We start from the raw sequence: 22256 nt of genomic DNA on the forward strand, positions 1-22256 counted from the left end.
AAAACACAATAGATGTTCGGAATTTGTAATCTAGCCATTATCCCTCTACGATTTGAACCCAGCGACAAAAGCGAAATTGTTTCCCAAGTTTTGTTTGGTGAACATTTTGAAGTTTTGGAGCAATACAAACAATGGTCGAGAATCAAAATGCAATATGACGAATATGAAGGTTGGGTAGATTCAAAGCAATTTCAACCCATTTCCGAAACCAACTATCATCAATTATCAAAAGACGCCATTATTTTGAATGCCGATTTGATAGAATACATCACAACTCCAAACAACTTATTAATTCCTATACCACTGGCTTCTTCTTTGTCTTTTTTAAATTACAATGATATTAATATTTTAAATTTTGAATTTGAAGGAACAAAAATTAGTGGTGTAAAAACTAAAGATTCTTTAATTCGTTCGGCCTTTATGTATCTTAACGCCCCTTATTTATGGGGAGGAAAAACACCTTTTGGTATTGATTGTTCCGGTTTCACGCAAATGGTTTATAAACTCAATGGCTACAAATTACTTCGGGATGCTTCCCAACAGGCAACACAGGGTGAACCATTAAGTTTTATAGAAGAAAGCGAACCTGGAGATTTAGCATTCTTTGACAATGACGAAGGAAATATAATCCATGTGGGAATCATCATGGAAAATAACTATATCATTCACGCCAGTGGAAAAGTCCGGATCGACCGCTTAGATCATCTTGGAATCTACAATCCAGAAATAAATAAGCACACTCATAAGTTGAGAGTAATTAAAAAAATTATATAAATAAAAAAACCTATCTCGAATTACAATTCTTGATAGGTTTTTTTTATATTCTTGATTAAAACTACATTCTTGCTTTTAAAGCATTGTACTCTGTTGTCATATCTAAGGCCCTGTAAGAGTTCAGCAACATTTTTGAAACCTCAACGTTTTTAGAGTCCATCTGATTTGCTTTTTCCAGATAAAAAACGGCACTTTTTATTATTTCATCTTTTTTCACTCTCAGTTCTTCATACACCTTCATATCCTTTGCAGATGTACCTAATGCACTCATTTCATCTACTAATTTCTTTCTGGAATCCTGTTTTAGATAAGCCAAATCAATATAAGCATTTAAGTTTTTAGGATCTAATTCTAGAATTTTTTTATAACAGATTTCAGCATTATCCAAATCCCCTTTTTCAGAATATATATATCCCATATTTTTATATATTTCTGTTCTTTTTGAAGGGGCCATGAAATTTCTGGATTTTTCATGCGTCCCATCTTTTACGCTTGCATCTCTACCTGCTACAGATGAAAACAACTCTTCTGTTTTAGTTTTTTTGTTTGTCGCATAATATTCTAATCCTTTTCCAGAATAATTTAACTGCGCTAATTCTTTATAGTGTTTTAATGCTAAATCGTAATTTTTGGCATTTACGTAATTGGAAGCAGCATAGAATAATTTCAAAGTATCCTTCTTATCCATTTGATACAAATAGTACATTTTTCCGGCACAATCAACATACTTACCTGAATTAGAATCAGCAATAGCACTATTCTCTAAATTACTTTTAATTTCCTTAATAGCCGCTCTTGCTTGGACAGCATATTTCAAATTACCAGAAGCTACTTCTTCCGTTATCAACTCCTCATAAGTTGAAACAGCAAGAGAAAGATTTTCAGCAGAATCGATATTATTGCCCGCTAGAGTGGTCAGGACTTTAGCCTTCAAAAAATAAAAATCAGATTTATCCTCATCCTTAGCATTCACAATTAAATATTCAGTGGCTTTTAATGTACTCAAAGCTCCCTGCGGATTCCCACTATTTAATTCCCCTTGTGCCGCTTTAATTTGGTTTTTTTGCGCAAAAGTGCAAACAGACATCAATAATACTGTAGATAGTATTACAAATTTACTTTTCATAACAAATAAGTTTTTAGTTCAAGAATAGATTTGGGACAATCAATCGTAAACATTACATAAAAAATAGAATTTAACAATATTTTTTTTACTTTGTGTAATTTTATTCCTTAATAAATGGTTTAAATTAATTATTTCAACTAAAATAGAATTAAATTTTGATTTAGCAAATGAAATTATCATAAAATTTAACTTTAAATTAATACTTGGTTACAAAAAATAAAAATAGAATAAAGAAGAACCCAAAAAAGTAAACATATCTTAAAACAAAAACCAATCAACTTACCACAGATTTGTATTTTTTAAAAGAAATATAGTCCTCTTCTATTTAAAACAAGCATAAAAAAAACCCGATTAATAAATAATCGGGTTTTAAAATATAATTTGAAATCCTTTTTAAACAAAGAGAACTATTGAATTTTAGCTTTTAACGCTTTGTATTCCGTAGTCATTTCAAGAGCACTGTACACATTTAAAAGTGTTTTAGCTACATCAACGTTTTTAGGATCTAATTCAACCGCTTTTTGAAGATAAGGAATTGTACTTCTAAACAACGCTTCTCTTTTGGCCTTCAATTCATCATAACGCTTCATGTCTTTAGTAGATGTGCCTAACTTATTCATTTCGTCAATGATAACTTTTTCATTTTCTAGCTTTAATGCAGCCATATTAATGTAAGCATTGATATAAGTAGGATCAATCTCCATAACTTTTGTATAATACTTCTCAGCTTCTTGAGTATTTTTTGCATTAGCACTTAATACCCCTAAATTAAAAATCAAGTCCGCATTATTAGGATTTTTTTCTAATACCTCAGCAATTAATTTTTTATAAGTATCGTAATCTTTTGTTTCTAAATACAAATTAGCTTCAGTTAAAACCAATGAAGTATCATCTGGATTTGCTTTTCTGGCATCAGCAATTGATTTTTTTGCTTCTTCAGTTTTTCCTTCCTGAACCAAAATTAACGCCATATTTTTATAAATCTCACCTCTTTTAGATGGTATTACTTCAGTTCTAGGCTTTTCATGGGTTCCCATCTTAACCATTTTGTCTCTTTCAGCAGCTGTTGAAAACGCATCTTCTTCACCAGAAAGTTTATTAACAGCCATATAATTAGTTCCTTTTCCTGAATAATTTATGGTTTTTAACTCGTCATATAACTTATATGCTGCATTATAATCTTTTGCATTTACATAAGTAGAAGCAGCATAATACAAATTGATCGTATCTTTTTTGTCTAATAAATATGCATCATATAATTTTTTGGCTCCATCCGCATGTTTATCCGCTTTGGAATCTTCAACAGCACTGTTAATCAATTTGTATTTAATATCTGTTATTGAAGTGGCAGCCTGTGTAGAATATTTTACTTTTCCCGAGGCTTTCTCAATAGCAATTAAATCCTGATATGCTTTTGCCGCAAGAGAAAGATTCTTAGATGTCTCAACCTTTTTATTAGCCAAATCCAAATAAGCATTCCCTTGCACAAAAGAATATTGCGCTTTTTCTGCATCTGTAGCATTAGTTATTAAATTTTCCGCATCCTTAAGAATTGCGACAGCTTCTTGAGAGTTTCCAGCTTTTAACGCTTTCTCAGCAGCTTTAATTTGGTCCTTTTGAGCAAAAGTAGCTACTGATATCAATAATGCTGACGCTAGTATTACATATTTACTTTTCATAATATTCAATTTTTATTTATATTTATTCTTAACTTTCTTATGCTTCATCATCAGAATCGTCCTCATCTTCAGAATCATCATCTTCCTCTGCTGAATCATCATCCTCATCTTCGTCTTCTTCGGCACCATCATCTTCTAGTACTTCTAAGACTGGTTTCACTCTTTCAATAGCTTCAGAAGCACCTTCTTCTTCTTCGGCCACGTCATCTTTCATTACTTTAGTAACAGCAGCAATCGAATCATTTCCTTTGATATTGATTAATTTAACTCCTTGCGTAGCACGTCCCATAACTCTTAAGTCTTCAACAGCCATTCTAATAGTTAAACCAGATTTATTAATAATCATTAAATCATCTGCATCGGTTACCGCATTTATAGAAATAAGCTTCCCTGTTTTCTCGGTAATATTTAAGGTTTTAACCCCTTTACCTCCACGGTTTGTAATTCTGTATTCGTCAAGACTAGAACGTTTTCCGTAACCATTTTCAGCAACAACTAAAATTTCGCTGTTCATATCGTTTACAGTAACCATACCAATAACTTCATCAGTATCATCTTTTAACGTAATTCCACGAACTCCAGAAGCTGTTCTTCCCATTGGACGCGTTTTAGTTTCTTCAAAACGAACAAGTTTTCCAGATTTTACAGCCAAAATAATTTGACTTTCTCCATTGGTCAGTTTTGCTTCTAATAATTCATCCCCTTCTTTAATAGTAATAGCAGCAACACCATTTACCCTTGGTTTAGAATATTTCTCTAAAGAAGTTTTCTTAACCTGACCTTTTTTAGTAACCATAACTAAATTATGGCTCTTAATGTAGTCTTGATCTTTTAAATCTTGGGTACAAATGTATGCTTTTACCTTATCATCACTTTCTATATTAACAAGATTTTGGATTGCTCTACCTTTGGCTGTTTTACTTCCTTCCGGTATTTCATAAACACGCATCCAGAAACATTTTCCCTTTTGGGTAAAGAACATCATATATTGATGATTTGTTGCAACAAACATGTGCTCCAAGAAATCCTGATCTCTTGTCCCGGCACTTTTTTGTCCAACACCACCTCTATTTTGTGTTTTGTACTCAGATAAGTTTGTACGTTTGATATAACCTGCATGTGAAATGGTAATAACAACATTTTCATCAGCAATCAAATCTTCAATACTTACATCTCCACCTGAATATTCAATCAATGAACGACGGGCATCACCATATTTATCACGAATTTCAATAAGTTCTTCTTTGATCAATTCGGTTCTTAAATTTACATCCGCTAATAAAGCTCTCAAACGCTCAATCAACTTCATTATTTCTTCGTACTCTGCTCTTAATTTATCTTGCTCCAGACCAGTTAACTGACGAAGACGCATTTCAACAATAGCACGAGCCTGAATGTCAGACAATTTAAATCTTTCGATTAATTTCTCTCTGGCTTCTTCTGTATTTTTAGACGCCTTAATCAAAGCGATAACTTCATCTATATTATCTGAGGCAATGATCAATCCTTCAAGAATATGAGCTCTTTCTTCCGCTTTTCTTAATTCAAATTGCGTTCTGCGGATTACCACGTCATGACGATGCTCCACAAAATAGTGAATCATATCTTTCAGATTCAACATTTGCGGACGTCCTTTTACCAAGGCAATATTATTTACACTGAAAGAAGCTTGTAATTGCGTAAACTTATAAAGCGTGTTCAAAACTACATTAGGTGTTGCATCACGTTTTAAAATATAAACGATACGCATACCGTTTCTATCCGATTCATCACGAATATTTGCAATTCCATCAATTTTCTTATCATTTACCAAATCAGCAGTACGCTTAATCATATCCGCTTTATTGACTTGATAAGGAATTTCGGTAACAATGATACATTCTCTTCCGTCAACTTCTTCAAAACCAACTTTGGCACGCATTACAATTCGACCTCTTCCTGTTTTGAAAGCTTCGCGAACCCCTTCATAACCATATATCACACCTCCAGTTGGAAAATCCGGAGCCTTTATATGAGTCATTAATTCATCAACTTCAATTTCATTATTATCGATGTAAGCCAATGTCCCATTGATTACTTCCGTAAGATTATGTGGAGGCATATTAGTTGCCATACCTACAGCAATTCCGGTAGCCCCATTTACCAACAAAGTAGGAACACGTGTTGGCATTACTTTTGGCTCATAAAGTGTATCATCAAAATTCAACTGAAAATCAACAGTTTCTTTTTCTATGTCTGCCATTATTTCTTCCGAAATCTTGCGCATTCTGGCTTCCGTATAACGCATTGCTGCAGGACTATCACCATCTACCGAACCAAAGTTACCTTGTCCGTCAACCAATAAATAACGCATACTCCATTCCTGAGCCATACGAACCATGGCATCGTAAACTGATGTATCTCCATGAGGGTGATATTTACCCAAAACTTCCCCAACAATTCTCGCGGATTTTTTATGGGCTCTATTTGAAAAAACTCCTAAATCATACATTCCGTAAAGCACTCGTCGATGCACTGGTTTCAAGCCATCTCTAACATCTGGAAGTGCTCTTGATACAATTACCGACATCGAATAATCGATGTAAGCAGATTTCATTTCATCTTCTATGTTAATAGGAATTAACTTTTCTCCTTCAGACATAAGTTGTTATATTAAAATATTATATTAGTTTACAAACGTGCCAATATACGGATTTTTGAATTTTTTTAGCATATTTCAGACTACTTATTTCAATGATTTATTAACAAAATAATCCACCCTTTTAGTTGATAAAATAAGCATCTTTTTACCTGTCATCTGCCTTTTTTTTTGTCAATTAGCTGACAGGACTTCTTAAGGGAACGATTTTTGTTTTTGAGTCACTAATTCACTAAATTTACAGTATCAATTATATATTATGGATGACAATTTTTCACCAAGAGTAAAAGATGTTATTACTTATAGCAAAGAGGAGGCTTTGCGATTAGGGCATGACTTCATAGGAACCGAACACTTGATGCTGGGTATCCTCAGAGACGGTAACGGAAAAGCAATTCAAATACTGAATAACTTATCCGTAGATTTAGACCACTTACGCAGAAAAGTTGAGATTCTAAGCCCTGCAAGTCCCAGCACTGAAGTTAGTGTCGAAAAGAAAAACCTCCACCTGACGCGCCAAGCGGAAAGAGCCTTGAAAACTACTTTTCTTGAAGCAAAAGTATTTCAAAGTTCTTCGATTAGTACCGCGCATCTTTTGCTATGCATTTTACGAAACGAAAACGATCCCACAACCAAGCTGCTCAACAAAATGAAAATTGATTATGATGTAGCTAAAGAACAATATTTAAACATGACTCCAAACGAAGAAGATTTTTTAGAAAACTTGCCAAGAAACGAATCATATAATGACGATTCAGGACAAGATGACAGTCTTAAAGAAGGTTCCTTTAATAATCCGGCCAATAAATCCAATAAAAAATCAAAAACACCTGTTTTAGATAATTTTGGAAGAGATTTAACAGAAATGGCAGAAGAAGGAAAATTAGACCCTGTTGTGGGACGCGAAAAAGAAATTGAGCGTGTTTCACAGATTTTGAGCCGTCGAAAAAAGAACAATCCACTTTTAATAGGTGAACCTGGGGTAGGTAAATCTGCTATTGCCGAAGGTTTAGCATTGCGTATTATTCAAAAGAAAGTATCCAGAATACTTTTCAATAAACGTGTTGTAACCTTAGATTTAGCCAGTCTTGTCGCAGGAACAAAATACCGTGGACAGTTCGAAGAAAGAATGAAAGCTGTGATGAATGAATTAGAGAAAAATGACGATATCATTCTTTTCATTGATGAAATTCACACCATCGTTGGCGCAGGCGGAGCAACAGGTTCTTTGGACGCTTCAAACATGTTTAAACCAGCATTAGCCAGAGGCGAGATTCAATGTATAGGAGCTACCACCCTAGATGAATACCGTCAATACATAGAAAAAGATGGTGCATTGGAAAGACGTTTTCAAAAGATAATCGTTGAACCAACTTCTGTTGCGGAAACCATTACCATTTTGAACAACATCAAAAACAAATACGAGGACCATCATAATGTTACCTATACTCCTGAAGCAATTGAAGCTTGTGTAAAATTAACTGACAGATACATGTCAGAGCGATTCTTACCAGACAAAGCGATCGATGCTTTAGACGAAGCCGGTTCTCGAGTACATATTACCAATATTGAGGTTCCTAAACAAATTTTGGACTTGGAACGTCAATTGGAAGATGTTCGAGAATTGAAAAATGTTGTAGTCAAAAAGCAAAAATATGAAGAAGCAGCTAAGCTTCGTGACGATGAAAAACGAATCGAAAAAGATTTGGCTATAGCTCAAGAGCAATGGGAAGAAGATGCTAAAAACAATCGTATAGAAGTTACAGAAGATAATGTTGCCGATGTGGTGTCTATGATGACTGGAATTCCGGTAAATCGTATTGCACAAACGGAAAGCAATAAACTGGCAAAATTACCGGAACTTATTGAAGGAAAGGTTATTGGACAGAGAGAAGCCGTAATGAAAATTGCCCGTTCTATTCAAAGAAATCGTGCCGGTCTAAAAGATCCAAATCGACCAATCGGTTCTTTTATATTCTTAGGGCAAACTGGTGTTGGTAAAACCCAATTAGCAAAAGTATTAGCAAAAGAATTGTTCGATTCTGAAGACGCGTTGATTCGTATTGACATGAGTGAATACATGGAGAAATTTGCTATTTCAAGATTAGTGGGCGCGCCTCCGGGATACGTTGGTTATGAAGAAGGTGGCCAATTAACAGAGAAAGTTAGAAGAAAACCGTATTGTGTGGTACTTTTAGACGAAATCGAAAAAGCACATCCAGACGTTTTCAATATGTTATTGCAAGTTCTTGACGATGGTTTCTTGACGGATAGTTTAGGTCGTAAAATCGATTTTAAAAACACGATCATTATCATGACTTCCAATGTTGGAGCCAGACAGTTAAAAGATTTCGGTCAAGGTGTTGGTTTTGGAACCGCTGCCAAAGTAGCTCAAGCTGACGATAATTCAAAAAGTATTATTGAAAATGCATTGAAGAAAACTTTTGCACCTGAATTCTTAAACAGAATTGACGATGTAATTGTATTCAATGCTTTAGAGAAAGAACATATTGATTTGATTATCGAAATTGAATTGAAAAAACTATATGCACGTGTAGCCGAATTAGGTTATAAACTGACTCTTTCAGACAAAGCAAAAGCATTCATTGCCGAGAAAGGTTTTGACAAGCAATTTGGAGCCAGACCATTAAAAAGGGCAATCCAAAAATACGTTGAAGATTCCCTTGCAGAAGAAATAATCACTTCTAAAATTGGATCCGGAGACGAAATTTACATGGATATTGAAGATGGCGCACAAGAGTTGACCGTTCAGGTTCATAAAGCTGGCGAGCCAACAAACCCATAAATTCTTTAATTTATTAGATTAAATAAACCCGTTATGTTATGAAAACTTAACGGGTTTATTCTTTATAAAAATACCCCATTTTTTTGAAAACAAATATTTACATTTGATATTTAAAACAAAGGTCAACTAAAATTAATTTATGTCTGAAAATAAAGTTATTCTGGGTAGCGAAGAATGGTGTTCTTTCCCTGAGTTAGATATTCCTACCATCAAAGCACGAGTTGATTCGGGTGCCAAAACATCTGCCTTACATGCTATAAACATTGCGCCTTTCATTAAAAATGATGCCAATTGGGTAAAATTTGACATTAATCCTATTCAAAATAACTTAAAAACCGTTATTCATTGCGAAGCTCCATTGGTTGATAAACGAATTGTGAAAAGCTCCAGCGGTTTCAGGGAACAACGCTATGTGATTCAAACCCATTTAAAAATGGGCGAATCGAGATGGCCTATCGAAATGACATTGACCAACAGAGACTCCATGGGTTTCAGAATGCTTTTAGGTCGTGAAGCCATGAGCGGAAGGGTTCTGGTAGATCCTGAACAAAAATATCTATTGGGACAACCGACAACCGATAATCTAAAAGAATTGTACAAGAATGCTGAAAAAGCCAGCTCGGGTTTACGCATTGGTCTTTTAGCGAGCAATCCCGAATTATACAGTAACAAACGTATAATGGAAGCTGGGGAAATGCGCGGTCATGAAATGCATTTTTTAAATATCAAGGAATGCTACATGAAATTGGACGCCAAAACACCCGAAATTCATTATCGCGGTGGTAAAATATTAAATCAATTTGATGCTGTTATTCCCAGAATCAGACCTAGTATCACCTTTTACGGTTGTGCCCTGACACGACAATTTGAGGCTTTGAAAGTATATTGCCTGAATTCTTCAACCGCCATCACACAGTCTCGCGATAAATTATTCTCGTTGCAATTATTGCTTAACCATGGCGTAGAAATTCCCACTACCGGTTTTGCCAGCTCTCCTTTAGATACCAATGACTTGATAAAAATGGTTGGAGGACCACCTTTGATCGTCAAATTATTAGAAGGAACTCAAGGCAAAGGAGTTGTATTAGCAGAAACAAAAAAAGCAGCAGAAAGTGTTATTAACGCATTCAAAAGCCTAAATGCTAATATATTAGTTCAGGAATTCATAAAAGAAGCCAATGGTAAAGATATCCGTTGTTTTGTAATTGACGGTAAAGTGGTAGCTGCTATTCAACGTGAGGCTATGCCAGGTGAGTTTAGAGCCAACATTCATCTTGGAGGAACCGCATCTGTCATAAAAGTAACAAGTGATGAAAAACGTATCGCTATAAAAGCTGCAAAAGCCATGGATTTAAGAGTTGCGGGTGTTGATATTATTCGTTCTTCAAAAGGGCCCTTACTATTGGAAGTGAATTCTTCTCCAGGGCTAGAAGGCATTGAAGGCGCTACCAATAAAGACATTGCAGGAGAAATGATAAAAGCCATCGAAAAGAATTTTAAACTGAAACAGTTTTAAGAGTATTCAGTCGTAGTCGCCTTTTCCAATCTGCTATGTAACTGAAAACTGAGACTGAAAAAATAAAAACAATGAATCCATATTTTGACATCATTATTCGCAGTGTTGCCGTTTATTTTTTCATGGTTGTAGCTTTGCAGTTTTTTGGAAAGAAAGAATTATCACAACTCAATACAGCCGATGTCATTTTAATTTTATTGATAAGCAACTCTGTGCAAAATGCCATGGTTGGAAACAACACCAGCCTTTATGGTGGCTTAGCTGCGGCAACCGTACTTTTTACCATTAATTTTGCTTTAAAGAAATTGATGTTTCGTTTTCCGAAATTTAGTGGCTTTATGCAAGAAAAACCGGAAGTCTTAATTCACAACGGGAATCTGGATTTTAAAGCGTTAAGCAAATTAAACATTTCTTCTGATGAATTGAAAGAAGCGATGCGAGAACATGGAGTTGAATATTTTAAAGATGTAAAACTAGCTATGCTTGAGATTGACGGCAATATCAGTATCATCTCTGGTGTTCACAATCTTCGTCAGACCCATTATAAAAGAAAGCGTATTCATAAAAACTTGAGTGGCATCAATTAGCCTGACTTAAGATTTTTTTATAAAAATTAAAAAACAAACCTCACATTGTAGCCTGAGATAAATATGCTCGATTCATTCAAAACATACTTTCAATCCAAGACCAATCTGACGGACGAGCAGTTTCTTTCGATTACAAGTACATTACAATTCAAAAAAGTAGAAAAAGGATCCATTCTTCTTCATCCGGGTGAAATTTGTAATCATTCTTTTTTTGTATCTAAAGGGTTACTGCGTTCGTACACCATAGATGAAACCGGCAAGGAACATATTATTCAATTTGCGTCCGAAAATTGGATCATTTCTGACAGAAGCAGTTCCTATTTTAACGAGCCTTCTGAATTATTTATTGATGCTATTGAAGACACTGAAATTGTTCTTATCGATAAAAATTTCATCAATGCGGCCGCCGAATTAAGTGTTTCATTTCGGGAGCAGGACAATATTGCATTACATAATCATATCCGCCAACTTCAAAAAAGAGTAAATCTTTTACTGGGAGCAACAGCTGAGCAACGTTATTTGGATTTCATAACTATTTACCCAAAGCTTACTCTACGAGTACCACAATGGATGATTGCATCTTATCTGGGAATTACACCTGAAACATTAAGCAGGGTTCGTAAGGAATTAGCAAAAAGAAACTTTAAACCGTCATAGATTTATTTCTTATCCTACATCAATGCATCTGGTTTTAAACGATAGTAAATTTGTACTATAATTAAATCAGACATCGCAATGAAAACAAAAAAAGTAGAATTAGTATTAGCACCTCCACCACCACATATGGTAGGTGATGGATTTAGAGTACATAACTTTATTCCGAGTGGCTATCATTTAGATATGAAAAGAATGAGTCCGTTTATTATGATGGATTACAATTCTAAATTTTATTTTCCTCCAACAGATCAACCCAGAGGTGTAAGTGTACATCCTCATAGAGGTTTTGAAACGGTTACTATTGCTTATCACGGAAAAGTAGCTCACCATGACAGTGCAGGGAACAGCGGTATCATTGGTGAAGGTGATGTGCAATGGATGACAGCAGCTTCAGGAATTTTGCACAAAGAATACCATGAAGAAACCTTCAGTAAAAATGGAGGTGATTTTCAAATGGTGCAGCTGTGGATCAATCTTCCGGCAAAAGATAAAATGTCAGCGCCAAAATATCAAGGAATTACCAATGATCAAATCAAGAAATTTGAACTTCCGGAAAACGGTGGAGTCATTGAAGTGATTGCGGGACAATATGAAAAAATTAAAGGTAGCGCATCTACTTTCACACCCGTTCATTTACAGAATGCCAAATTAAACAAAGGCGCCAAAGCTTCTTTCTCTTTCCCTTCCCATTTCAACACTGGATTATTGGTAATCGAAGGAAGTATCAAAGTAAATGATACCGAAAATGTTCCAACAGACCATTTTGTATTATTTGAAAATGAAGGAGAGACATTTACTATAGAAGCAACTGAAAAATCGGTAGTTTTAATCTTGAGCGGCGAGCCTATAAATGAACCTATTGCGGCACACGGACCTTTTGTAATGAACACACAAGCTGAAATCCTGCAAGCATTCAATGATGTGAATATAGGGAAGTTTGGTTTTTTAGAAGATTAATTTCCTTATTTTTATATTTTTAAAAACAGATACAATGTCAAACATCAAACTGATAATAGAAGAGCGCCCAAGTAATATTGGCAATTTTATGGTGGGACGACTGCTACCCTTTCGGGAAAAAAGAATGGTTGGTCCATTTGCATTCATTGATCATATGGGACCAACCTGCATGAGTGATTACGAAAACCTTGATGTGGCACCACATCCCCACATCGGGCTCTCCACTTTGACCTATTTGTTTGAAGGAAGCATCATGCACAGGGACAGTCTGGGAACCGAGATGGAAATCAAACCTGGACAAATCAATTGGATGACTGCCGGAAAAGGAATTGTCCATTCAGAAAGAACACCTGACTATTTGCGGACTTCAGATAAAATGTTACACGGGCTTCAAATTTGGGTGGCTTTACCTAAAGCTTTGGAGGAAATGGAACCTTCGTTTTTTCATGTTCCGGAAGATCAGATTCCGGAATGGGAAGCTGACAATATTAAATTCAAACTTATAGCTGGCGAAGTACTTGGTCGAAAATCACCTGTTCCTGTTTACAGTCCTCTTTATCTTTTAGAATTAAAAAGCACAACTCCTCAAACGGTAACTATTGGAGAGCATTTATTTGGCGAAAGCGCTCTATACATTCTAGAAGGTAGTATTGAAAGTGAAGGTAACGTTTTTGGGCCAAAACAGATTCTGATTGCTAAAGACACAAAACTCTGCTCCTTCAATATGGCAGCAAATACGACAATTTATATTTTTGGAGGAGAGCCATTTCCTGAAGAAAGAATCATTTATTGGAATTTTGTGGCTTCCAACAAAGAACTGATAGAAAAAGCAAAAGAAAAATGGATTGCGCAAACTTTTGATAAAGTTCCTGGTGAAACCGAATTTGTTCCTCTTCCGGAGCAAAATAAAAAGCAATAATTATGATTAAAATAGCTGCCCATATTGGCACCGAACTTTATAAAACAGAAATACAATCAGAAACAAATTATATTATTTCTGACGAACCTGAAAGTAGCGGTGGTAAAGATTTAGGATTAGCGCCAAAAGAATTACTGGCTTCCGCCCTCGCTGCTTGTACCAGTATTACTTTACGCATGTACGCCAACAGGAAAGGTTGGGATCTAACAGATGTAAAAGTTGAAGTTACATTTGGTCAAAGTACAACTGAAAACAAATTTCAAATAAACCGTTCAATCGAATTATTAGGAAACTTAGACGACACCCAAAAAGAAAGATTAATAATCGTTGCCAATAGTTGTCCTGTGCACAAAATTTTAACCAACCCAATCGAAATAACAACAGAGTATTAAACCAAAGACAGATGATAATAGAACAAATAAATGACCCAAAAAACGGCTACTTTAGGGCTACGGAAAATGAAATTGAAGCTGGAAGAATGACCTATACCTGGGCAGGAACAGATAAATTCATCATTGACCATACTGAAGTAAATTCCGGTTTTGCAGGTTTGGGAGTAGGAAAAAAATTAGTAATGGAAGCCGTACGATTCGCCCGTGGAAATAATCTCAAAATTTTACCGCTATGCCCTTTTGCAAAAAGTCTATTTGACAAAACGAAAGAAATACAAGATCTTTTGTATTAAAAACCAAATCAAAAAGATTAGAGATTACTTAGAAAGCATAAAAAAACCATTCGTAGCGAATGGTTTTTTTTATATGATTTAAAATCTAAAATTTTATAGAAACAAATTAAGTAAATAGTAAACCAAAGCTGCTAAAATTGCAGAGACAGGAATTGTTAAAATCCATGCCCAAATCAGACTTACGGTTACCCCCCAACGAACAGCCGATACTCTTTTAGTTACACCAACACCAATAATAGAACCTGTTATTGTATGTGTTGTTGATACCGGAATTTTAAAATGTTCTGTCAAAAACAATGTTAATGCACCAGCAGATTCTGCAACAACACCTTCAAAGGCATTCACTTTGGTTATCTTTGACCCCATAGTCTTTACAATTTTCCAACCACCACTCAAGGTTCCCAACGCGATAACTGAATAACAGGTTAACGGAATCCAAGCGGGCATTTTAAATGAACCGTCCTCTTTTGGAAGTTCTACATCAAGCCAGGCAGGCATGTCAACGACATGAGCTGTTTTAACATAAACAGCAACTGCTGCAGCAATAATACCCATTACTTTTTGTGAATCATTACCCCCGTGACCTAAGCTGAATGCAGCTGAAGATAACAATTGCATTTTTTTCAATACAGCCTCTGATTTAGAAGTAGAAAAGGAACTGAAAAATAAATTGAATATGGCTAAACTAAAGAATATAACAGCAACCAAAAACCACTTAATATTATGCGGTTCTGTTACAACACTCCAAAAATGACTGTCAAATCTAGGTTTTTTAATCTCTTCGTATGGAATTAGCACTGCTGATAAAAACCAAAGAGCCACAAGCATTAACAATACAGTAAGCACTTTAGGATATATATTTTTCTTTGAGGAATACATCAACCATAAGGAGATAAAATACGATATGATCATCCCCAATAGTGGAGCAAAAACAATAAACAAAATGACAATTAATACACCAGATGGCAACAATTCACCTTCTTTTGCAGCTTTCAGCCAACTTACTATCTTAAGTCCGTAATGTTCCGGATCCTGTACTACGCCAGAAAATCCATGGGCAATAGCTGCTCCGGCAAAACCACCGATTAAAGTATGTGAAGATGAAGAAGGAATACCTTTCCACCAAGTGAATAAGTTCCAAATAATTGCTGCAATAACACCCGCTAATATAACTGTCAAATCAATACTGCTGGTGTGTGCCGTTTTCGCAACGGTATCAGCTACTCCAAAACCAAAAACCCAATAGGCCAAAAAGTTAAAGAATGCTGCCCAAAGTACCGCTTGAAAAGGAGTCAATACTTTAGTAGCTACAATCGTTGCTATAGAATTAGCTGCATCATGAAAACCATTGATATAATCAAAGATTAATGCTAAAACTATAATTATAATAAGTAGAGTAAAATCCATAAATATGTTTCAGTAAAACTGATAGAATTAAGAATGTTTTACAGCAATTGATTCTAAAACACTTGCCACGCTTTTACATTTATCAGTTGCAGTTTCCAAAACGGATAATACTTCTTTGTACTTAATAATGTTTTTGGCATCAGTTTCATTTTCGAAAATTTCGAAAACAGCCTTATTATATACCGTATCTGATTTGTTCTCCAATTTACTGATTCTTGAACAGGCAGCTGTAATATTCTTGATTCTCTTGAAATCTTTCAATTCTTTTACGGCTACATCAATATTTTGACAAGCCTCCAAATTGATTTCAGTCAATTTCCTGATTGATTTTGTAATCTTATCAACCTGATACAATCTCATTCTGCTGGCCGCCCCGTGAAGATTATCTGCTACGTTATCAATCGAAGTAATCAACGAGTGAATATCTTCTCTATCAAATGGAGTGATAAAATTTCTGCTTAGCTCAAGGTTAGTTTGGCGTGTTAAGTCTTCACCTCTTTGCTCCAACTCATCTATTTTCTGAAAAAGCACTTCTCTTTCTTTCAAAGGAAGATTCACTGCTTCATGCAGCAATGTTGCCAATTGAATTAAATTAGTTGAGGCCTCTTCAAAAAGGGGAAAGAATTTTTTGTCCTTTGGTACCAGAAATTGGAAAATACTATTTAATGACATTTTAGTTTAATTTAGAATTGCAAAATTAGTTCATTATTTTATGCCAATGTTAAGTAATTGTTAACAAATCAACTTCTATCTGAAAACTATTCAAAAAAGAAACCGTTTTTTCAATATCATAATGCAAAATCCTGTCCTCTTTCACCAATGGAACTTCCTCACGGTAAGCGCTCAAGAACATTTCAATGAAGTCACTAGACTGTAATGGTCTTCTATATTCGATTGCTTGAGAAGCATTCATTAACTCGATTGCTAAAATTCGTTCCAGATTATCCATCACACGAAGTGCTTTTGTAGCACCATTAGCACCCATACTCACATGATCTTCCTGTCCGTTACTGGAAACAATACTATCGATACTGGAAGGTGTTGCCAATTGCTTATTCTGACTTGCAATACTGGCAGCAGTATATTGTGGAATCATCAAACCGGAATTCAAGCCCGGATTATCCACTAAAAATGCAGGAAGATTTCGCAATCCCGATATCAGTTGATACGTTCTGCGTTCAGAAATACTTCCCAATTCTGCCAAAGCAATCGCCATAAAATCTAAGGCTAATGCCAAAGGCTGCCCATGAAAGTTACCGCCAGAAATAATCTCATCACTTTCTATAAATATATTAGGATTGTCTGTAACCGAATTGATTTCCGTTTTAAATACTTTTTTGACATATTCAATAGCATCTTTCGAAGCACCATGAACCTGAGGCACACAACGGAACGAATATGGGTCCTGAACATGGGTTTTCACCTGTTCGATAATTTCACTTCCTTCTAAAAATCCTTTTACACGATTTGCAGTTACAATCTGACCTTTGTGAGGACGAATAAAATGAATCAATTCGTGAAATGGCTCAATACGTCCATCAAAACCTTCTAAAGATATAGTGGCAATTAAATCTGCCAAATAAGAAAATTTATTAGCTTTCATCAAAATATGGGCACCATAAGCACTCATAAATTGCGTTCCATTCAATAATGCCAAACCTTCTTTGGATTGCAAAACGATTGGTTCCCAATTAAACTTCTTTAAAACTTCGCTTGAATGGACTTTTTTGCCTTCAAAATAGACCTCACCTTCTCCCAACAACGGCAATGACAAATGCGCCAATGGTGCTAAATCTCCTGAAGCTCCAAGAGAACCTTGCGTATAAATTACAGGAAGAATGTCATTATTATAAAAATCAACTAATCGTTCTACTGTTTGCAACTGAATTCCAGAGTGGCCGTAGCTCAAGGATTGAATTTTCAGCAATAGCATCAACTTCACGATTTCGGAAGGTACTTCCTCCCCTGTCCCGCAAGAATGGGATTTCACTAAATTCTCCTGTAGTTTGGATAAATTTTCATTGGATATCTTCACATTACAAAGTGAACCGAAACCCGTATTGATTCCATAAATTGGTTCTGAATGTGAAGCCATTTTTTTATCTAAATATTCCCTGCATTTCTGGATATTTATTTTGGCTTCATCAGACAATGCCAATGATTTATTATAGGATATAATCTCCTCTACTATTTCCAAAGAAAGTACCTCTGTACTTACATAATGTATATTATCCATTTTGCGATGTGTTTGAGGACCCAAAATTCAATAAATCAATATTAAAAAGCAACATTTTTGATAATAATTTAAAAATTACATCTAAAAAAAATAAAATCATATTTTCCGTTCAAGCGACACTAAATTTAGCGATTTATTTCCGAATTACATACTATTTTTAGAATATGGTATTCCAATTAGGAGGGTTCGCTTCTAAAAAGCAAAAAAAAGTTAGTGTCTCAAATGCAAACCAAACAGAAATAGCTTTTTTAAATAAAAAAACGAACTAAAAAACAACATCTTTGGTCTAAAAAAATCAATATAAATATACGAATAAGCACAATATAAAGCCGATATATTACCAATTAACCAATATCAACTCAATCAACATCTATTTTTTGAAATATTCACAAAAAACAAAATTATGGTTTTCAATTTTATAAAAAACTGTACTTTTGGGAAATCAAAATGACAAATAACAGAACTACATATCACTCTTCGATAACAGCTCCAATCCGAGTTGCCATTTCTGTTACATTTACTACAACAACTACTACCCCTTAGGGGTATACATTTTACATATAATCCTGTTTATTATACTTTTTTTCGGAAGGAAGAAAGTTTTTGGATGTATAAAAAACATTGCATTTTTAAAATAAAAGAAACAAAATGAAATCGCCATCATTCACAATACAATTGAAAATCATCACTGATAAATAAAAATTCAAGATTTGTGAATAAAAATTAAAAAATGGCGATACCTCCTGATAGCGATCGGGATCAAATTAAAAAAAATATAAACTTCGTATGAAAGTATTAAAATTTGGCGGCACTTCGGTAGCCAATGCACAAAACATTAAACTGGTTTTAGATATAGTAATCAATAAAGCAAACGAGGACAAATTAGTAGTAGTAGTTTCCGCTTTCAGTAAAGTAACCGATTTGCTTCAACTGGCTTCAATAAAAGCAGCTTCAGGAGATGAAGGCTTTAAAGAAATTGTTGCCGAAATAGAGAAAAAACATTTAGATGCTTTAAAAGAACTTATTCCTGTAAGTGAGCAAAGCAGTCTTTTAAGTCATATCAAAAGAATTGTCAATCACCTTGAAACCTTGTTAGACGGCTGTTTTCTTTTGGGAGAGTTATCCACTAGAACTTCAGACACGATTTTAAGTTTTGGTGAATTATTATCTTCATATATTATTGCGGAAGCTTTAAAACAACACCTTAAAAACAGTGGTTATAAAGACAGCCGTGAACTGATCAAAACAAACAATAACTTTGGAAAAGCGGCCGTAAATTTTGAGATTTCAAATCAACGAATTGTTGATTTCTTTGCTTCGAATGAGAATCAGGTGGTGGTTATGCCAGGATTTATCGCTTCTTCACTAGATGGTATCAATACTACTTTGGGCCGTGGTGGTTCTGATTATACTGCAGCCATTATTGCCGGAGCACTAAATGCATCTGACTTAGAAATCTGGACCGACGTAAACGGAATGTTTACTGCTAATCCAAAAATCGTAAAACAAGCACAGCCTATTGCTTCTATTTCGTATCAGGAAGCGATGGAGTTGTCACATTTTGGTGCCAAAGTACTCTATCCGCCAACTATTCAACCGGTGTTGAGAAAGAATATTCCAATTCATATCAAAAATACTTTCGATCCAAATGCAGAAGGCACTTTAATATCTAATCAGGTACACTCTAACGGTCAGCCTGTAAAAGGAATCAGTCATATCGACAATATTACTTTGATTACTCTTGAAGGTCCAGGAATGATTGGTGTTGCGGGCTCATCCAAAAGACTTTTTGAGGTATTATCTAATGAAAGTATTAATGTTATTTTTATTACCCAGGCTTCCTCAGAACACTCCATCTGTATCGGTATTTTAAATTCGGATGCCGAAGCTGCTGAAAATGCCATCAATAAAGCTTTTGAAATTGAAATTGCCCAAAACAAAATTGATCCCTGCATCGTTGAAAAAAACCTGTGCATCATTGCTCTGGTAGGTGAAAACATGAAAAATCACCAAGGTTTAAGTGGTCGTATGTTTAGCACTTTGGGTAAAAACAATGTAAACATCCGAGCGATTGCACAAGGAGCTTCTGAAAGAAATATCTCTGTAGTAATTAACGAAAGAGATGTCAAAAAAGCATTGAATACATTACACGAAAACTTTTTCGAAGAAAACATCAAACAGCTAAACCTTTTTGTAATGGGGGTTGGAAATGTAGGTGAAAAATTCATCGAGCAAATCCACCAACAAAAGAAATTCCTAAAAGAGAATCTAAAAATAAACCTGCGCGTTATCGCATTGTCAAATTCCAGAAAAATGTATTTTGACGAGGATGGAATCTCTTTAAAAGAATGGCAATTTGCCTTAGAAACCGGAGAGCCTGCCGATCAGGAAAAGTTCATTGCTAATGTGAAAGCACTCAATTTACGTAACAGTATTTTTGTGGACATTACTGCCAATGAAGGGGTTTCTAAAACCTACGAACAGTATTTAAAACAAAGCGTCGCTGTGGTAACTTGTAATAAAATTGCCTGCGCTTCTGAATACGACAATTACAAAAAACTAAAAAAATTATCCCGTCAGTACAACGCGCCTTTCCTTTTTGAAACAAATGTTGGGGCTGGATTACCAATCATCGATACCGTAAAAAACCTGATTGCTTCAGGAGATAAAGTCAACAAAATTCAAGCTGTTTTATCAGGAAGTCTGAACTTTATTTTTAATAATTTCGATGAAAATCATAGTTTTCATGACGTTGTTAAAGAAGCCGGTGTTCAAGGATTTACAGAGCCAGACCCTAAAATTGACTTGAGCGGAATCGACGTAGCCAGAAAAATCCTGATTCTGATCAGAGAAAGTGGTTATAAAATGGAAATTGATGAGATTGTCAATGAATCATTTATGCCAGCGGCTTGTTTAGAAACGACATCTAACGAAGCTTTTTTCGAATCATTAAAAACACATGCTGCTCATTTTAATGCTATTTACAAGGAAGCTTTAAGCAAGGATTCCCGATTGAAATATGTAGCACAATTCGAAAACGGAAAAGCCAATGTTGGTTTGCGATTTATTCCAAAAGAACATCCTTTTTACAACTTAGAAGGAAAAGATAATATTGTATTGTTCTTTACTGACCGTTATGTCGACCAACCTTTATTGATCAAAGGAGCTGGTGCAGGAGCAGCGGTTACAGCTTCAGGAATTTTTGCAGATGTAATTAGAATAGGTAATGTTTAAAAAAAGGTGCTAAGATACTAAGACTCCAAGATGCTAAGTCATCTCAGAATCTTAAAATCTTAGAACTTAGAATCTTAAAAAAAATGAAAGAAATAAAAATATTTTGCCCCGCCACAATTGCGAATCTATCCTGTGGATTTGATGTTCTTGGTCTTTGTTTAGCAACTGCCGGTGACGAAATGATTATTCGAAAATCAGACATAAAAGGGGTTCGTATCACAAAAATAGTGGGTGCCGATCTGCCTTTAGAAACCGAAAAAAATGTAGCAGGAGTTGCTGCTTTGGCCATGTTGGAAGCGGTTGATACTGATTTTGGATTCGAAATTGAAATCTACAAACATATCAAAGCGGGAAGCGGAATTGGTAGTAGCGCTGCCAGTTCAGCCGGTGCCGTTTTTGGAATCAATGAATTATTGGGACGTCCTTTTACACGAAAAGAATTGGTTTTATTTGCTATGCAAGGCGAAAAACTAGCCAGCGGAAACGCCCATGCCGATAATGTGGCTCCTGCCCTTTTGGGTGGATTTACACTGGTAAGGAGTTCAAATCCTTTGGACATTATCAAAATAGACAGCCCTTCTGAATTGTATGCTACTGTGGTTCACCCACAAATTGAGTTGAAAACATCTGATGCACGTTCGGTATTGAAACAGACCGTTTCCTTAAAAAGTGCTATTACGCAATGGGGAAATGTGGGCGGATTAGTTGCCGGATTATACACGCAGGATTACGAATTAATTGGTCGTTCATTACATGATGAAATCGTCGAACCTTTACGAAGTGTATTGATTCCGGGATTTGATCTGATCAAAAAAACAGCTTATGAAAACGGCGCCTTAGGTTCGGGAATATCCGGTTCAGGTCCTTCTATTTTTGCTTTAAGCAAAGGAGAAGCAACCGCCAAAAAAATCGCAGAAGCCATGAGTGCCGTGTATGATGAAATGAATTTACCGTATGAAATTCACGTTTCCAAAGTGAATGACGAGGGAATGAAAATAATTAAATAAGCAATACGCTGTAGGTATTAGGCAAAAG

17 protein-coding genes are annotated in these 22256 nt (G+C 35.2%); 11 read left to right on the forward strand and 6 right to left on the reverse strand.

Features of this window, described 5'->3' with window-relative positions:
* Nucleotides 1–12 precede the first annotated feature (12 nt).
* On the forward strand, nucleotides 13–774 hold the full coding sequence (locus ABEB23_RS07270; protein ID WP_348811847.1) for a C40 family peptidase: 762 nt from the start codon (nucleotides 13–15) through the stop codon (nucleotides 772–774).
* Between the two features lie 61 nt (nucleotides 775–835).
* Here the strand turns inward: ABEB23_RS07270 and ABEB23_RS07275 are convergent, their stop codons facing one another.
* The 3 genes from ABEB23_RS07275 to gyrA all read right to left on the reverse strand — a co-directional run bounded on the left by ABEB23_RS07275 (nucleotide 836) and on the right by gyrA (nucleotide 6220).
* Nucleotides 836–1900 carry a tetratricopeptide repeat protein gene (locus ABEB23_RS07275; RefSeq protein ID WP_348811848.1) on the reverse strand — a complete coding sequence of 355 codons (1065 nt, stop codon included), beginning with the start codon at nucleotides 1898–1900 and terminating at the stop codon, nucleotides 836–838.
* Nucleotides 1901–2307: 407 nt separating this feature from the next.
* Entirely contained in the window at nucleotides 2308–3579 is a 1272-nt protein-coding gene (locus tag ABEB23_RS07280; RefSeq protein ID WP_348811849.1) for a tetratricopeptide repeat protein, read from the reverse strand.
* A gap of 37 nt (nucleotides 3580–3616) precedes the next feature.
* Nucleotides 3617–6220: a DNA gyrase subunit A gene (gene gyrA / locus ABEB23_RS07285; RefSeq protein WP_348811850.1), complete on the reverse strand. Its 2604-nt coding sequence runs from the start codon at nucleotides 6218–6220 to the stop codon at nucleotides 3617–3619.
* Nucleotides 6221–6476: 256 nt separating this feature from the next.
* On the opposite strand from gyrA, the gene ABEB23_RS07290 reads away from it, so the two are divergent.
* The 8 genes from ABEB23_RS07290 to ABEB23_RS07325 all read left to right on the forward strand — a co-directional run bounded on the left by ABEB23_RS07290 (nucleotide 6477) and on the right by ABEB23_RS07325 (nucleotide 14344).
* The gene (locus ABEB23_RS07290; RefSeq protein ID WP_348811851.1) at nucleotides 6477–9023 is read left to right on the forward strand and encodes an ATP-dependent Clp protease ATP-binding subunit; all 2547 of its coding nucleotides are present in this window, start codon (nucleotides 6477–6479) and stop codon (nucleotides 9021–9023) included.
* 139 nt (nucleotides 9024–9162) lie between these two features.
* Entirely contained in the window at nucleotides 9163–10539 is a 1377-nt protein-coding gene (gene rimK / locus ABEB23_RS07295) for a 30S ribosomal protein S6--L-glutamate ligase (protein ID WP_348811852.1), read from the forward strand.
* A gap of 71 nt (nucleotides 10540–10610) precedes the next feature.
* Nucleotides 10611–11126: a DUF421 domain-containing protein gene (locus ABEB23_RS07300; RefSeq protein WP_348811853.1), complete on the forward strand. Its 516-nt coding sequence runs from the start codon at nucleotides 10611–10613 to the stop codon at nucleotides 11124–11126.
* A 63-nt stretch (nucleotides 11127–11189) separates the two neighbouring features.
* On the forward strand, nucleotides 11190–11783 hold the full coding sequence (locus ABEB23_RS07305) for a Crp/Fnr family transcriptional regulator (protein WP_348811854.1): 594 nt from the start codon (nucleotides 11190–11192) through the stop codon (nucleotides 11781–11783).
* Between the two features lie 78 nt (nucleotides 11784–11861).
* Complete coding sequence (locus ABEB23_RS07310) at nucleotides 11862–12740, forward strand: pirin family protein (RefSeq protein ID WP_348811855.1); 879 nt, start codon at nucleotides 11862–11864, stop codon at nucleotides 12738–12740.
* 34 nt (nucleotides 12741–12774) lie between these two features.
* Nucleotides 12775–13659: a pirin family protein gene (locus tag ABEB23_RS07315; protein WP_348811856.1), complete on the forward strand. Its 885-nt coding sequence runs from the start codon at nucleotides 12775–12777 to the stop codon at nucleotides 13657–13659.
* 2 nt (nucleotides 13660–13661) lie between these two features.
* The gene (locus tag ABEB23_RS07320; RefSeq protein WP_348811857.1) at nucleotides 13662–14051 is read left to right on the forward strand and encodes an OsmC family protein; all 390 of its coding nucleotides are present in this window, start codon (nucleotides 13662–13664) and stop codon (nucleotides 14049–14051) included.
* Nucleotides 14052–14062: 11 nt separating this feature from the next.
* The gene (locus ABEB23_RS07325) at nucleotides 14063–14344 is read left to right on the forward strand and encodes a GNAT family N-acetyltransferase (protein ID WP_348811858.1); all 282 of its coding nucleotides are present in this window, start codon (nucleotides 14063–14065) and stop codon (nucleotides 14342–14344) included.
* 93 nt (nucleotides 14345–14437) lie between these two features.
* On the opposite strand, the gene ABEB23_RS07330 is transcribed toward ABEB23_RS07325, so the two are convergent.
* From ABEB23_RS07330 to hutH, 3 genes are read right to left on the reverse strand one after another with little or no spacing between them, the layout of a single operon-like run.
* Nucleotides 14438–15751, reverse strand: coding sequence for an inorganic phosphate transporter (locus tag ABEB23_RS07330; protein ID WP_348811859.1), 1314 nt, complete (start codon nucleotides 15749–15751; stop codon nucleotides 14438–14440).
* A 27-nt stretch (nucleotides 15752–15778) separates the two neighbouring features.
* A complete protein-coding gene (locus ABEB23_RS07335) occupies nucleotides 15779–16423 on the reverse strand; it encodes a DUF47 domain-containing protein (protein WP_348811860.1) in 645 nt (214 codons plus the stop codon).
* Between the two features lie 49 nt (nucleotides 16424–16472).
* Nucleotides 16473–17987 carry a histidine ammonia-lyase gene (hutH, locus tag ABEB23_RS07340; RefSeq protein ID WP_348811861.1) on the reverse strand — a complete coding sequence of 505 codons (1515 nt, stop codon included), beginning with the start codon at nucleotides 17985–17987 and terminating at the stop codon, nucleotides 16473–16475.
* Nucleotides 17988–18773: 786 nt separating this feature from the next.
* Between hutH and thrA the strand changes: the two genes are divergently transcribed.
* Together thrA and ABEB23_RS07350 are read left to right on the forward strand one after the other, a co-directional pair.
* A complete protein-coding gene (gene thrA, locus ABEB23_RS07345; protein WP_348811862.1) occupies nucleotides 18774–21221 on the forward strand; it encodes a bifunctional aspartate kinase/homoserine dehydrogenase I in 2448 nt (815 codons plus the stop codon).
* Nucleotides 21222–21304: 83 nt separating this feature from the next.
* A complete protein-coding gene (locus tag ABEB23_RS07350; RefSeq protein WP_348811863.1) occupies nucleotides 21305–22228 on the forward strand; it encodes a homoserine kinase in 924 nt (307 codons plus the stop codon).
* The last annotated feature ends 28 nt before the right edge of the window (nucleotides 22229–22256 follow it).

This window comes from Flavobacterium maritimum, from assembly GCF_040049085.1.
In the GTDB taxonomy this organism is placed as follows: domain Bacteria; phylum Bacteroidota; class Bacteroidia; order Flavobacteriales; family Flavobacteriaceae; genus Flavobacterium; species Flavobacterium maritimum.

Bases quoted from the DNA above. Each gene is read 5' to 3' on its own strand.
- ABEB23_RS07290 (WP_348811851.1), top strand. From the start codon at position 6,477: ATGGATGACAATTTTTCACCAAGAGTAAAAGATGTTATTACTTATAGC.
- gyrA (WP_348811850.1), bottom strand. From the start codon at position 6,220: ATGTCTGAAGGAGAAAAGTTAATTCCTATTAACATAGAAGATGAAATG.
- ABEB23_RS07320 (WP_348811857.1), top strand. From the start codon at position 13,662: ATGATTAAAATAGCTGCCCATATTGGCACCGAACTTTATAAAACAGAA.
- ABEB23_RS07270 (WP_348811847.1), top strand. From the start codon at position 13: ATGTTCGGAATTTGTAATCTAGCCATTATCCCTCTACGATTTGAACCC.
- ABEB23_RS07310 (WP_348811855.1), top strand. From the start codon at position 11,862: ATGAAAACAAAAAAAGTAGAATTAGTATTAGCACCTCCACCACCACAT.
- ABEB23_RS07305 (WP_348811854.1), top strand. From the start codon at position 11,190: ATGCTCGATTCATTCAAAACATACTTTCAATCCAAGACCAATCTGACG.
- ABEB23_RS07325 (WP_348811858.1), top strand. From the start codon at position 14,063: ATGATAATAGAACAAATAAATGACCCAAAAAACGGCTACTTTAGGGCT.
- ABEB23_RS07315 (WP_348811856.1), top strand. From the start codon at position 12,775: ATGTCAAACATCAAACTGATAATAGAAGAGCGCCCAAGTAATATTGGC.
- ABEB23_RS07300 (WP_348811853.1), top strand. From the start codon at position 10,611: ATGAATCCATATTTTGACATCATTATTCGCAGTGTTGCCGTTTATTTT.
- ABEB23_RS07330 (WP_348811859.1), bottom strand. From the start codon at position 15,751: ATGGATTTTACTCTACTTATTATAATTATAGTTTTAGCATTAATCTTT.
- rimK (WP_348811852.1), top strand. From the start codon at position 9,163: ATGTCTGAAAATAAAGTTATTCTGGGTAGCGAAGAATGGTGTTCTTTC.
- ABEB23_RS07280 (WP_348811849.1), bottom strand. From the start codon at position 3,579: ATGAAAAGTAAATATGTAATACTAGCGTCAGCATTATTGATATCAGTA.
- ABEB23_RS07350 (WP_348811863.1), top strand. From the start codon at position 21,305: ATGAAAGAAATAAAAATATTTTGCCCCGCCACAATTGCGAATCTATCC.
- ABEB23_RS07335 (WP_348811860.1), bottom strand. From the start codon at position 16,423: ATGTCATTAAATAGTATTTTCCAATTTCTGGTACCAAAGGACAAAAAA.
- ABEB23_RS07275 (WP_348811848.1), bottom strand. From the start codon at position 1,900: ATGAAAAGTAAATTTGTAATACTATCTACAGTATTATTGATGTCTGTT.
- hutH (WP_348811861.1), bottom strand. From the start codon at position 17,987: ATGGATAATATACATTATGTAAGTACAGAGGTACTTTCTTTGGAAATA.
- thrA (WP_348811862.1), top strand. From the start codon at position 18,774: ATGAAAGTATTAAAATTTGGCGGCACTTCGGTAGCCAATGCACAAAAC.